This window comes from Rhodococcus sp. USK10 (genome assembly GCF_019378875.1).
GTDB lineage: Bacteria > Actinomycetota > Actinomycetes > Mycobacteriales > Mycobacteriaceae > Rhodococcus_F > Rhodococcus_F pseudokoreensis.
This window is the reverse complement of the sequence record NZ_CP076048.1, coordinates 719,201-733,324: the sequence shown is the minus strand read 5'-3', so window position 1 is coordinate 733,324 and position 14,124 is coordinate 719,201. Positions and strand designations below refer to the sequence as shown.

The 14,124-nt window shown below is 69.7% G+C and carries 7 protein-coding genes; all 7 read left to right on the top strand.

Annotation, left to right across the window (positions count from 1 at the left end; translation table 11 throughout):
* Positions 1–153: 153 nt before the first annotated feature.
* Genes I1A62_RS10215 through I1A62_RS10185 form a run of 7 tightly spaced genes read left to right on the top strand, consistent with a single transcriptional unit; the run spans position 154 to position 14,095 of the window.
* Positions 154–1,389: an NAD(P)/FAD-dependent oxidoreductase gene (locus tag I1A62_RS10215; RefSeq protein WP_124396389.1), complete on the top strand. Its 1,236-nt coding sequence runs from the start codon at positions 154–156 to the stop codon at positions 1,387–1,389.
* Complete coding sequence (locus tag I1A62_RS10210; RefSeq protein ID WP_124396390.1) at positions 1,386–1,991, top strand: SGNH/GDSL hydrolase family protein; 606 nt, start codon at positions 1,386–1,388, stop codon at positions 1,989–1,991. The genes I1A62_RS10215 and I1A62_RS10210 overlap by 4 nt, the downstream gene beginning before the upstream one ends.
* 30 nt (positions 1,992–2,021) lie before the next feature.
* The gene (locus tag I1A62_RS10205; protein WP_257890776.1) at positions 2,022–8,438 is read left to right on the top strand and encodes a type I polyketide synthase; all 6,417 of its coding nucleotides are present in this window, start codon (positions 2,022–2,024) and stop codon (positions 8,436–8,438) included.
* Positions 8,435–10,444, top strand: coding sequence for a beta-ketoacyl synthase (locus I1A62_RS10200; RefSeq protein WP_219458641.1), 2,010 nt, complete (start codon positions 8,435–8,437; stop codon positions 10,442–10,444). The genes I1A62_RS10205 and I1A62_RS10200 overlap by 4 nt, the downstream gene beginning before the upstream one ends.
* Positions 10,441–12,009, top strand: coding sequence for a PfaD family polyunsaturated fatty acid/polyketide biosynthesis protein (locus tag I1A62_RS10195; RefSeq protein ID WP_219458640.1), 1,569 nt, complete (start codon positions 10,441–10,443; stop codon positions 12,007–12,009). The genes I1A62_RS10200 and I1A62_RS10195 overlap by 4 nt, the downstream gene beginning before the upstream one ends.
* The gene (locus I1A62_RS10190) at positions 12,006–13,451 is read left to right on the top strand and encodes a pyridoxal-dependent decarboxylase (protein WP_219458639.1); all 1,446 of its coding nucleotides are present in this window, start codon (positions 12,006–12,008) and stop codon (positions 13,449–13,451) included. The genes I1A62_RS10195 and I1A62_RS10190 overlap by 4 nt, the downstream gene beginning before the upstream one ends.
* Positions 13,448–14,095: an N-acetyltransferase gene (locus I1A62_RS10185; protein ID WP_124396394.1), complete on the top strand. Its 648-nt coding sequence runs from the start codon at positions 13,448–13,450 to the stop codon at positions 14,093–14,095. Before I1A62_RS10190 ends, I1A62_RS10185 begins: the two co-directional genes overlap by 4 nt.
* Positions 14,096–14,124 lie beyond the last annotated feature (29 nt).

Sequence of the window (14,124 nt, the reverse complement as noted above, 5' to 3'; positions counted from 1 at the left end):
CCGGCGAAGACATTCGAATTGTTTTTCCGCCGATAGTGACCGGCGATCGCCCGATCAATTACGTGCTCCTGGAATACAGGAACGGTACGAGTCGAAGAATACTCGTCCACAGACATGGTGACCGCGAAACGCGAAAACAGGAGAACCGTGAAAATGTATGACGTCATTGTTGTCGGCGCCCGGGTAGCCGGCTCACCGCTGGCGATGCTCCTCGCCCGCAGGGGATACCGAGTGCTCGCGGTGGACCGCGCCAGCTTCCCCAGCGACACCGTCTCCACCCACTACATCCACCAAGCCGGCCTCTCCCGACTGAAGGACTGGGGGCTGCTGGACAAGGTGATCGCCACCGGCTGCCCACCGATCCGGCACCTGAACTTCTCCTACACCGACATCGCCCTCGACGGCTTCGCCGACCCGATCGACGGTATCGACGCGGTGTACTGCCCGCGCCGCACCGTCTTGGACAAGATCCTCATCGAGTCCGCCGCCGCGGCCGGAGTCGAGGTCATCGAACGGTTCAAGGTCACCGACCTGGTCGAACACGATGGCCGCGTCGTCGGCATCCGCGGCACCGAGGGCGATGGAACAGCACTGGAATTCCGGGCCCAGATCGTCGTCGGTGCGGACGGGGCGAACTCGATTGTCGCATCGAAGGTCGGCGCCGACACCTACCGCGGGGCACCGGGCGGCTGCTTCGTCTACTACTCCTACTACTCGGGCATCGACTGGGGCATGCACCACCGCACCGGATTCGGCCGCCAGCAGTTCGCGTCCTGGCCCACCAACGACGACCTGAGCCTGGTCGCCGTGATGCGCCCGCGCGAGAAGTTCCGGGACTTTCGGGCCGACCCAGATGCCGGCGTCAACGAGATCATCGACGCCATCGACCCGAAGTACGGAGAAGACCTGCGATACAACGGAACCCGTGAAGAGCAATTCCGGCCCATGCTGTATCCGGACAACTACTACCGGCAGTCCTTCGGACCCGGCTGGGCACTGGTCGGCGATGCCGGCTACCACAAGGACCCCTTCACCGGCTGGGGCATCACCGACGCCTTCAAGTACGCCGAGCTGCTGTCCGAGCAGATCGACGAGGGCCTGAGCGGCCGACGCCCGATGGAGGAGGCCCTCGCCGACTACCAGCGCACCCGTGACGAACAGAGCGCCGGCACCTACGAGTTGACCCTGAGCATCTCCGAACTCACCCTGACGCCCTACTACGACTCGGTGTTCCGGGCCGCCGCCAAGAGCCCGGCCTACACCAAGAAATTCTTCGGACTCATCGCCGGCGGCATCCCGGGCGAGGAGTTCTTCGCACCGCAGAACCTCGCCGGCCTGTACGCCGAGGTCGACCTGCCCGAATCCGACCGACACCTGACCCCGGCATGAGCGGCCACGCCCTGACCGTGATCGGAGACAGCTTCGTCGAGGGCCGCGGCGACCCGGCCCCGCACGGCGGCTACCGCGGCTGGGCGCCGCGGCTGGCCACTCAGCTGGGCCTGCGCGCCACCAAGGTGCACAACTTCGGCACCCACGGCGCCACCACCACCGATGTCGTGCACTCCCAACTGAGCCCGGCCCTGACCACGAAGGCACCACTCATCGGGGTCGTCGTCGGCGTCAACGACCTCGTCAGCGACTACGACGAGGCGCGCTTCGTGCGCAATGTGCGCACCATCTTCACCGCCCTGACCGACAGCGGCGCGACCGTGCTCACTGCCACCTACCCCGACATCCCCGCCCGCCTCCCGGTCCCGGACAACTTCAAGACACTGCTGCGCACCCGCTTCACCGAAGCCAACCACGCACTCGCCGACGTCACCGCGCACACCGGAACCCTGCTGCTCGACCTCGCCGCGACACCCGAGTGGGGCCGCGACGAGCTGTGGACCTCCGACGGGCTGCACCCGAGCCCTACCGGGCACCGCCACTTCGCGGCCGCCGCAGCCGAGCTGATCGCGCACACCACCGCCACCACCATCGCCGCCTGAGCGGCCCGCCCGCACCTCGAGAGGACCCTCGTGACCGCCGAAACCCCCGATCGGCTGGACGACCGACGACTGGCACGGAACCCGATCGCCATCGTCGGCATGTCCGGACTGTTCCCCAAAGCCCGCAACCACCGCGAATACTGGCAGAACATCGTCGACGGCATCGACTGCACCGAGGACGTCCCCGAGTCCCGCTGGAGCCTGGACGACTACTACGACGAGGACCGCACGGCACCGGACAAGACGTACTCGCGGCGCGGCGCCTTCCTCCCCGACATCGACTTCGACCCCCTCGAATTCGGGTTGCCCCCGAACCAACTCGAAGTCACCAGCACCATGCAGACCCTGAGCCTCGGAGTCGCCCGCGACCTGCTCACCGATGCCGGCGCCCCGGACTCGACCTGGTACGACCCCGCCCGGACCGGCGTTGTGCTCGGCACCACCGGACCGGTGCCGCTCATGCATCCGCTCGCCGCGCGCCTGTCGACGCCGGTGCTCAAACAGGTAGCCCGCAGCTGCGGACTGTCGGACACCGACGCGAACACGCTGGCCGACAAGTTCGTCACCGCGTTCGCACCGTGGGAGGAGAACTCGTTCCCCGGACTGCTCGCGAACGTGGTCGCCGGCCGAATCGCCAACCGGTTCGGGCTCGGCGGCATCAACTGCACCGTAGACGCCGCCTGCGCCGCCTCACTGGCCGCGATGCGGACCGCGATCGCCGAACTGCTCGACGGCCGCGCCGACACCATGATCACCGGCGGAGTGGACACCGAAAACTCGATCTTCATCTACATGTGCTTCAGCAAGGTCGGGGCACTGTCCCCGACCGGGCGGATCAGCCCCTTCTCCGACCAGGCCAACGGCACCATCCTCGGTGAGGGCATCAGCATGCTCGCGCTGCGCCGCCTCGACGACGCCGAGCGCGACGGCAACCGCATCTACGCCGTCATCAAAGGCCTCGGCTCCTCCAGCGACGGCCGCTCCAAGAGCATCTACGCCCCCCGCGCCGAAGGCCAACGCGTCGCACTCGACCGCGCCTACACGGACGCGGACTGCTCACCGGCGTCGGTCGAACTGTTCGAGGCGCACGCCACCGGCACCGCGGTCGGCGACCGCACCGAACTCACCGCCCTCGGTGGCCTGCTCACCGACGCCAGCGACGAACCCCGCTTCGCCGCCCTCGGCAGCGTCAAGTCCCAGATCGGGCACACCAAGGGTGCCGCCGGCACCGCCAGCGTCATGAAACTCGCCCTCGGCCTATACCACCGCGTGCTCCCAGGCACCATCAACGTCGACAAACCCAACCCGGCCATCGACACCGCCGCCGCACCGTACTACGTCAACACCCGCACCCGGCCCTGGATCCGCGATCCCGAGCGCCCCGTCCGCCGCGCCGCCGCCTCGGCAATGGGATTCGGTGGCACCAACTTCCACATCGTCCTCGAAGAACACACCACCCCGATCGCGGACCGGCGCACCCTGCACACCGCCCCGACCGCCCACCTGTGGCACGCACCCGACGTCACCGCCCTCATCGACCTCGTCCGCACCCAGCCCTCCCAGGACGGCGGCCAGATCCCCACCGATCACGTCCGGATCGGGTTCGTCTCCCTCGACGAGGACAACGAGACCCATCTGCGCGAACTCGCCGCCGACCAACTCACGAACAACCCCGATGCCACGGCCTGGAACCACCCCGAGGGCATCTCCTACCGCGCCTCCGCACAACCCGACCTGCGTATCGGTGCCCTCTTCGCTGGCCAGGGCAGCCAGTACGTCGACATGGGAACCGCCGCAGCACTTGCCAATCCGCTGATCGCGGACACCTTCGACCGTGCCAACGCAGCATTCGCCGGCGAACCCCAGCGCCTCGGCGCCGTCGTGTTCCCCCCGCCGGTCTTCGACGAGGCCGACCGCGACACCCAGGAAACCCTGCTGCGTCGCACCGAATTCGCGCAGCCGGCCATCGGCGCGCTGTCCGCAGGACAATTCCGCGCCCTCACCGAGCTGGGCTTCACCGCCGACGGCTACCTCGGACACAGCTTCGGGGAGCTGACCGCCCTGTGGGCGGCCGGGTCCCTGACCACCGACGACTTCTTCACCCTGGCCCGCGCCCGCGGCCGGGCCATGGCACCGCAGCCCGGCGCCGAGACCGGCACGATGCTCGCCGTCGCTGCCACCCGCGACGACGTCGACGCCCTGATCGCCGGCCTCGACGACGTGTGGGTGTGCAACCACAACGCCCCCGATCAGATCGTCGTCGGCGGCGGTACCGAGGCGGTCGCCGCGTTCGCCCGCACCTGCGCCGACCGCGGCGTCGCCACCCGCGAGCTGCCGGTGTCGGCGGCCTTCCACACCCCGTACGTCGGGCATGCCGTCGCCGCCTTCGAACCCGCCGTCGCCGAGGTGCGTATCGGAGAACCGGCCGCACCGGTGTACGCGAATTCACCCGGTGCCCGATACGGGATGGACGTCGACACGAACCGCGCGACCCTGGTCGGGCAGCTCCTGCGACCGGTCGAGTTCGTCACCGCACTCGACAGCATGCGGCAGGACGGGTGCACGGTCTTCGTCGAATTCGGCCCCAAGCAGGTCCTGACCTCCCTGGTGCGCCGCACCCTCGGCGATGACGTCGTCGCCATCGCCACCGACGGCGGACCGCTCGGCGACAGCGACCTCAGCCTCAAGCGAACCGCGGTCCAGCTCGCGGTGCTCGGGCAGGCCCTCCACGGCATCAACCGCTACCGTGACGTACCCCCAGCGCCGGTCGAGCGTCGCGGGATGAGCGTGAGTTTGTCTGCCCCGGAATACACCCCCGAACAGCGGCGCCGCGCCTACGCCGACGCACTCGCGGACGGCTACCGGGTCTCACCGGTCACCACGCCGGCCGCATCCACCCCGGAACCGACCGCCACGCATTCCGCTCCGCTTCCGATCCCGTCGGCGCCGCCCGCCGTCGCCGCGACCCCCCTGCCCATCCGAGCAACGGAGAACACCGTGTCACATCCCGCGGGGCAGTCCACCGGCCTCGACACTGCCCTGTCGCAGCACGTGGCAACCCACAACGACTACCTCGACGGCCAACTCGAACTCGCCCGGGAACTGGCCCGCGCCCTGAACACCGCTCAGCTCGACGACGGCATGGTTCGCGCGATCGAGGCCGTCAAGGATCACGGGGTGGCCATCAGCCACACCCACGCCCGCGCCACCGAAATCCTGGGCCACCTGGCCGAACTCGACACCCCCGCCACCGCCGGCACCACCGTTGCGGTGTCCTCCCGGGCGGACCTGCTGGCGTTGCCGCCGCGCCCCGCACCGCAGCTGGCACCGACTCCCACGTCGGCCGCTGCCCACGCACCCACCCCGATCCCGGCCCCGGTTTCCGCGCCCACCCCGGCCCCGGCACCGCCGGCACCGAGCACACCGGCGACCCTCACCGCACCGATCGCCGCCGACACACCCGCCTCCTCCGCAGCCGTCGATGCCGCGGCGCTGCGTTCGGCGTTGCAGGAGGTGGTGGCGGACAAGACTGGTTACCCGGTGGAGATGGTCGATCCGTCGATGGACCTCGAGGCGGATCTGGGTGTCGACTCGATCAAGCGGGTGCAGGTACTCGGCGCCGTGCAGGAACGGTTCCCACAGTTGCCGAGCCTGGGCCCCGAGCAACTCGGTGTCCTTCGGACACTGAATCAGATCGTCGAGATCCTCGCCAACGCCCCGGCCCCGGCCCCGACACACACAGAGAAGTCGGAAACCTCAGCGACACCGCAGGAGTCGACTTCCTCGGTGGTAAGCTCCGCGGCGCTGCGTTCGGCGTTGCAGGAAGTGGTGGCGGACAAGACTGGTTACCCGGTGGAGATGGTCGATCCGTCGATGGACCTCGAGGCGGACCTGGGTGTCGACTCGATCAAGCGGGTGCAGGTACTCGGCGCCGTGCAGGAACGGTTCCCGAACTTGCCGAGCCTGGGTCCCGAGCAACTCGGCACCCTGCGCACCCTCGACCAGATCGTCGATCTCCTCGCCGAGGGGAGTGATGTCCACCCAAAAGCTGAAGCCGCGGCCACCGCGCCGCGGCACCTCGTCGAACTCGTCGCCCTGCCCCCGATCGACCACCAGGACAACACCTTCGGCGACCACCCCCACGCGGTAATCATCGAACTCGGACCCGACCAAGACAACAGTGACGGCGCCGCCCTCGCCCACGCCCTCACCGACCACCACTGGACGGTCCGCCGACTCCACCTCACCGGCACCCTCGACGACATCGACACCACTCTGACCGACGCTCTCGACGAGCCCACCGACCTGTGCATCGTCACCGTGGGCCACACCCACGACGCGGCCGACGCGACCCAGGCACTCGGCGCCACAATCCTCGCCGCCAAACACACCCACCCCGCACTCCTGAACACCGCACGCACGGGCACGCGGGCCGCGTTCGTCACCGTCACCCGGATCGACGGCGCACTCGGCTTCGTCGGCGACGGCGACCCGGTCGGGGCACTGGCCGGCGGTGTCGGCGGCGTCGTCAAGACCCTCTGCGTCGAGCACCCGGAACTGTTCAGCCGCGCCCTCGACATCCACCCCGCCCTCGACACGGACCGGTTCACCGCTGCCGTCCTCGCCGAACTCCACGACAGCGCCATCGACACCCCCGAGGTCGGGGTCGGCGAACTCGGCGACCGGCAGACCCTAGTCCCCGGTATCCACGCCTGCTCCGCCGAACCGACCAGCGTGCACCTTGACACCCCCGTCGAGATCCCCGCTCTGACCGCCGACGATGTCGTCCTCGTCACCGGCGGCGCCCGCGGCGTCACCGCCCTGTGCGTCCGGGACCTCGCCCGCCACTGCGACGCCCGCTTCATCCTGCTCGGCCGCACCGAACTGGTACCCGAACCGCAGTGGGCACACGGTGTCGAGGACCATGATCTGCGCCGGGCCGCGATCGCCGGACTCGGCGGCACCGCCACCACCCCACGGGAAATCGCCCGCACCTGCGCAGCGATCACCGCGAACCGCGAAATCCAGGACACCCTGAGAGTCTTGGGGGAGCGCGGACGCTACATCGCCGCCGATGTCACCGACACCGCAGCCATCGAGGCCGCGCTCGGCGCCGACCGCGACCAGATCACCGCCCTGGTGCACGGGGCCGGTGTCCTCGCCGACGCACTGATAGTGAAGAAAACCGCCGGCGAGATCGACCGGGTGCTCAGCCCCAAGATCGGTGGGCTCGCCGCGGTCCTCGGCGCCCTCGGTGAGACGCCGCCGCTTCGACACCTGGTGTTCTTCACCTCCGTCGCCGGGCTGTACGGAAACTCCGGGCAGGCCGACTACGCCGCGGCCAACGAGGCCCTCGGCCGCTTCGCCGCCACCTGGAAACACCGGCACCCCGACCATCATGTGACGGCCATCGACTGGGGCGCCTGGGACGGCGGCATGGTCACGCCGGAACTGCGCGGATACTTCCTCGACCGCGGCATCACCCTGCTCGACCCGGATGTCGGTGCCCGGGCCTTCACCGAACAGTTCACCACCGCACGCCGCGATGACGTCGTCATCTTGATCGGGGAAGCAAAATCCCTGGCGACCGGCGAACCGACGCACCGACCCGATACGCTGGTCCGCCGCAGTCTGCAGGACCTGCCTGCGCACCGCATCATCGCCGCCCACCGCATCGGTGACCACACCGTGCTGCCCGCGACATTCGGGCTCGGTGCGATGATCAACGTCGTCGAGCGAGCCCACCCCGGGCTGTGCGTGACCACGGTCCGCGACTTCCGCGTGCACAAGGGCATCGTCTTCGATCACCCGATCACCGACGTGTCGATCGAGACCACGCACACCGCCGACACAGAACCGGTGCGCGTGCACGTTCAGGTCTTCGGGACCGACAACGACAGACGGGTACCGCACTACGCGGCCACCTTCGACCTGTCCACCACCGCGGACACGGCACCGGTAGTCCCGGTGACCTGGCCGGCCACCGGTGCGGACGCCGGGATCCTCTACCGGGACGCGACACAATTCCATGCCCCACCGTTGCAGGGCATGCGGCGCATCCTGCGTGACGACGCAGACGCCCTCGTCCTCGAATGCGCCCTGTCCGCTGCACCGGTCGCGCTCGGCGCGTTCACCGGCGTCCTGCACAATCCCGTCCTCGCCGACGTGATCCTGCAGGGACCCCCGGTGGCCGGTCACCGGGCACTCGGATCGGCCTGCCTGCCCCTGGGCATCGGCCGCATCGAATATTACGACGCTCTCCCCGACGACGAGCCCTTCGTCCTGATCGTCGACAACGCCCGCCCCGGGCCGGTGGACGCACTGGTCGATGCGTGCGCGGTCACCGCGAACGGCACCGTCCTGCAACGGTTCACCGACGTCGCCGTCGTCACGACCCCCGACCTGTCCGAGAAGTTCCGCGAATCAGTGAGGCAGTGGAGCGCATGAACCCCGTGCCGACGACCACCCCCGACGTCCTGTCCTTCGACGGCGTCGCGTTCAACCCGGTCCCGATCAGCCCGACCATCACCCCTACGACCATCCCCGCACCTGTGCCGAGTACACCGGCGCGCGCACTGCCCGCCACCGCGGCGACCCCGCTGGCCGAGGTCCGCGCCGGGCTCGTCGTCGCGCACCGCGCCGCTCTCGCCGCACAGACCGCGGTGCAGCGGCGCCTGCTCCGCGACGCACGCACCATCACCACCACCACCGCGGAGGTCATCGCCCCCGCCTCAGGTGGGCCGGTCGCGGCGGTGACCGCGGCCCCGGAAGGTGCGTACAAACCCCTCGCCCGCACCGGCGTGGACCGCCTCGACGCCGCCGCACTCGACCTGCTCACCCGCGGGCAGATCCCCGCCGTGTTCGGGCCCGCCTATCAGCAACTCGGCGCCAACCATGACATCCGCCTCGCCGCCGACGGCTCCCCGCTGCTCCTGCACAGTGTCAGCGAAATCGGTTTACGCGACGGCGCACTCGGCCTCGGACGCCTGCGCGCCCGCTACACCGGCAACCCGGCGGCAGCCGCCGTCCAAGCCGGACAAGTCTTCGCGCTCTACGCCGGCCTGCACCTGTGCCTCGCCGACGCGCACCTCGACAGCGCCGCCTCCGCCACCGCGGCGACCGACGCATCGACCGAATCCGACCTCGAACTGATCGTCACCGACATCGACCTCGTCCCACGCCCGCACCTGACCGCCGAAGTCCTGTGCGGCGGATCGAGCGTGCCAGTGTCGGTCACCGTCACCGAAAACCCCGCCGCCGTCATCGGTCCCGGCGCCGGCGGCACCCTCGACACCTGGACCGGACGCATCACCGCAGCCGGAGAAAGGGCGCTGCTCAACGAATTCCACATGGCCCATCTGGCCCGAGGTGACCAGGGCATCGCACTCGGACCCGAATTCGCCCACTACACCGGGATCCGGGCCACCCGCGTGCCCACCGGCGGCCTGCTCCTCGTCGACCGCATCACCGACTTCGGCGGCACCCGCGGCACCCTCGACCAACAGCTCACCTACCGCAGCGAGTACGACTCACCCGCCGACTCGTGGTACTACGCCGATACCGCGAACGAATCCATGCCGCACTTCGTGTACATGGAAACGTCACTGCAGGCCGCCCTGCTGATGGGGTACTACCTCGGGCCCACCCTGACTCAACCCCACACCACCCAAAGTCTGCGCAACCTCGGCGGCACCGCCACGGTCCTGCGCCGAGTCGAGTTGCGCGACAAAACCATCACCCAGACCTCCCGGCTGCTGTCGACCACCCTGCTGCCCGGGTCCTCGCTGCAGAGCTTCGACTACACCCTCTCCGCCGACGGCGAACCCTTCTACCAGGGTGAGACGATGTTCGGCTACTTCAGCGACGAAGCACTGTCCAACCAGACCGGCCTCGACGCCGGCCGCCACCGCCCCACCTGGCTCGCCGAGCACCCCGACCGGGCAAGCACCCGCCGCATCGACCTCGACGCCCGCCGCCGCAACCCCGGCGACCAGCTGTGCAACCGCCGCAACCTGGCCCTGCTGGACTGGATCGACGTCGTCGACGGCGGGGGAGCGTTCGGCAACGGCTACCTGCACGCCCTGCGCCGCATCGACCCGCAGGACTGGTTCTTCTCCCGCCACTTCCACCTCGACCCCGTCATACCCGGATCGCTCGGGGTGGAATCGGTGATCCAGGCTCTGCAGGAGTGGGCCGCCGACACCGGACTGGCCGACCACCTGGCCGACCCGGTGTTCTCCATCCCCGCGAACATCGCCTTCACCTGGAAATACCGCGGACAGTTCCTCCCGTCCGACGGCACCTGCGAGCTCGAGGTCCACATCAAGACGGTGACCCACTCGGCCACCGGGGTCGTGGTCACCGCCGACGCGTCGCTGTGGAAACCGGGGCTGCGGATCTACGAACTCGAAGACATCGCCATCGAACTGACCGAGCGGAAGACCCCGGCATGACCATTCCCTCCGTGACCGCACCCGTCCGCGACCTCATCCAGGTCCGCGCCACCCTGCTGAATCTGACGGCACCGTGCTGGGTGGTCCGCGGTCCCGACGGTATCGACATCACCGCCGACGCCGGGCGCGCCGCCCACGCCGAGGTGCTCACCGCCGTCGGCCCCCTCCCAGCCCACCAGCTCGGCGATCACACCTTCGGTGCCTTCCACGGCGTCCGCTACGCCTACACGGCAGGAGCCATGGCCAACGGCATCGCCTCACCGGCCATGGTGGCGGCGCTGGCGCGGGCGGGCTACCTCGCCTCCTACGGCGCCGCCGGAGTGCTCCCGGCACGTGTGGACACCGCTCTCGCCGAACTCGCCACCACTCTGGGCGAACTTCCTTACGCCTGCAACCTCATTCACAGCCCGAGCGAACCCGCCCTCGAACGAGCCATCGTCGACGCCTGCCTGCGGCACCGGGTGCGTTGCGTCGAGGCCTCCGCGTTCATGGACCTGAGCCCGGAGATCGTCCGGTACCGACTGACCGGACTGTCCACCGCCCCCGACGGCCGGGTGATCCGGGCGCACCGGGTCGTCGCGAAGGTCTCCCGGGTCGAGGTCGCCGAACTGTTCCTCCGACCGGCACCGGCGGCGCTGGTGCACCAGCTCCTCGACCGCGGCGACATCACCACCGAGCAGGCGAGGCTCGCCGTATCAGTCCCGATGGCCGACGACATCACCGCCGAGGCCGACTCCGGCGGACACACCGACCGGCGCCCCCTGATGGTGCTCCTGCCCGACCTGATCGCCGCCCGCGACCGCATCCACCGCGAACTGCCCGCGCTGGGCCAGGTCCGGATCGGCGCCGGCGGCGGCATCGGCACCCCCGCCGCGGCGGCCGCCGCGTTCGCCCTCGGCGCCGCCTACATCGTGACCGGCTCGATTAACCAGGCCACCGTCGAAGCCGATCAATCCGACGCGACCAAAACCCTGCTCGCCGGCGCCGGCGTGGCCGACTGCACGATGGCACCGTCGTCGGACATGTTCGAACTCGGTGTCCAGGTCCAGGTTCTCCGCCGCGGCACCATGTTCGCCACCCGCGCACACCGCCTCTACGACACCTACCGGGCCTACGCGGGCATCGACGCGATCCCCGCCGCCCGCCGCGAGGACCTCGAATCGGCGGTGTTCCGCCGACCGCTCACCGAGGTGTGGGACGACTGCGTCACCTACTTCACCGAGCGCGACCCCGTGCAACTCGCCGGTGCCGCCGACGACCCGAAACGCAAGATGGCCCTGATCTTCCGGTGGTACCTCGGACTCTCGTCGGGGTGGAGCATCCGCGGCGCCAACGACCGGACCGCCGACTACCAGATTTGGTGCGGGCCGGCGATGGGCGCCTTCAACAACTGGGTCGCCGGCACCCACCTGGCCGCCCCCGCCCACCGCCGGGTCGCCGAGATCGCCCACCACATCCTCGAAGGCGCCGCCTACCTCACCCGCGTCGGCCAGCTCCGCACCGCCGGCGTACGGCTGCCCTCCGAGATCGCCCACTACCTCCCCGCACCCCGGGAGGAGCGGTGACCGCAGCCGGAGCCCGCAGGGAGACCGCGGACCTACTCCACACGATCAGCGACTACAGCGCGAACTACCTCCAGGATCCGCGCACCGAGCACACCGGCTCCGCCGTCGACCGGAGCGAACTGCGCCGCCGTCTCGCCGCCCCGCTGCCCCGGAACGGAGTCGACGCGCAGACCGTGCTCGGTGAGCTGATCGAGCACGGCGAGCCGGGACTGCTGCATTCGGGGGCGCCGACGTTCCTCGGATTCGTCATGGGTGGGGCATATCCCGTTGCGGTGGCGAGCGAATGGCTCACCTCGGTGTGGGACCAGTGCGGCGCCCTCTACGCGACGAGCCCGACGGCGTCGGTGATCGAGGAGGCGGTGTCGCGGTGGCTGATCACGCTCTTCGGGCTTCCGGCACAGACGTCGGTGGGGATCACGACGGGCTGCGCGACAGCCAACCTCACCGGGCTGGCCGCCGCCCGCCACCACGTGCTCGCCGCCTCCGGGTGGGACGTCGAGCGGGACGGGTTGATCGGCGCACCCGCGCCGAGAATCTTGGTGAGCGAGGGTTGTCACGTCACGGTTCACCGGGCGCTGCGGCTGCTCGGGCTCGCTGGGCAGGTACGAACCGTCGAGACCGACGATCAGGGCCGGATGTGTGCGCGTGCGCTCGCGGCGGAGCTGTCTCGGACGAGGGGGCCCCTGATCGTGTGCGGTCAGGTCGGCAACGTCGACTCGGGTGCCGTCGATCCTCTCGCGGACGTGTGCGATCTCGCACACGAGTACGGCGGCTGGGTACATCTCGATGCCGCATTCGGAATGTGGGCCGCGGCGAGTGTGCCCGCCCGTCGGCACGTGTCGGGGTTGGAACGCGCCGATTCGTGGGCGACCGATGCTCACAAGTGGCTGAACGTCCCCTACGACTGCGGAATCGTGCTGTGCGCCCATCCGACGTCCCACCGCGCTGCGCTGCGCACCAGCGCCGAGTACCTGACCCCGGCGGTCGACGGAGGCCGGGACCCCGTCGACTACACCCCGGACATGTCCCGCCGTGCCCGCAGCCTCGTGCTCTGGGCCACGCTCCGGCACCTCGGCGTCGACGGTGTTGCCGAGTTGATCGACCGCTGCTGCAACCACGCCCGACGTCTGGCTGCGGGGTTGGCCCACACCGACGGCGTCACCGTCGTCAACGACGTCGTGCTCAACCAGGTGCTGGTCGCGTTCACGCCGGATGAGAGGAGCACCGACGCGGAACACCTCGCCCGCATCGTCGCGACCCTCCAGCGCGGACCGGTGGCGTGGGCCAGCCCGACCACCTGGCGTGGCCGGCCGTGCCTGCGCCTGTCGGTCTGCAATTGGCAGACCACCTCGGACGACATCGACGAGTGCATCGCCGCGATCGTGTCCGCACACCGCGACGCCGGCGCGCGTCGTCACACCCACATCGAGGAGCTCGCATGACTCTGCCCGACTTATCGACGACGGAACCCGTCGTTACCGCAGACCCCGATCTCGATGCCGTGGTCGACACCCTCGTCACCGCGTTCCGGGACGACCCGATCATCGAATGGGCGATCCCACCGAACACCCTCGGGCGCGACTACCACCTCGCCGCGTTCTTCGCGTCGACGACCGAATTCCTGCTGGGCCACGGCGGGATCGTCGCCGCGCCGGAAGACTATTCGGCAGTCCTGGTCTGGTCACCGCCGGGTGAACCCGCCGTGTCCGACGCCGAGAACCGGGTGTTCCTCGACCGGCTCGCCGCCTCCACCGGCGCGTGCGGGCCCCGGGTACGGGCGCTGATGGAGGCACTCGACGCGCACCACCCCACCGACCTTCCGCCGCACTGCCACGTCATGTTCGCCGCCGTCCGGCCCGAACACCGGGGCACCGGTGTGCGGGCGGCACTGACCGACGCGCTGCGCGCGATGCGACTGCACGACGGCATCGGGGTGTACGCCGAAGCGTCCAGCACCCGTAATCTGCGGCTGTGGGAGCGTTTGGGCGGCAGGCGGATCGGCGAGGAGATAGTCCTGCCAGATGGTGGACCGTCGCTGTACCCGATCTACTTCGGGCTGCCACCCGAGTCGATCGACGCCACCTGACACAACCCGGCACGCAGCAGAGCCGGCGC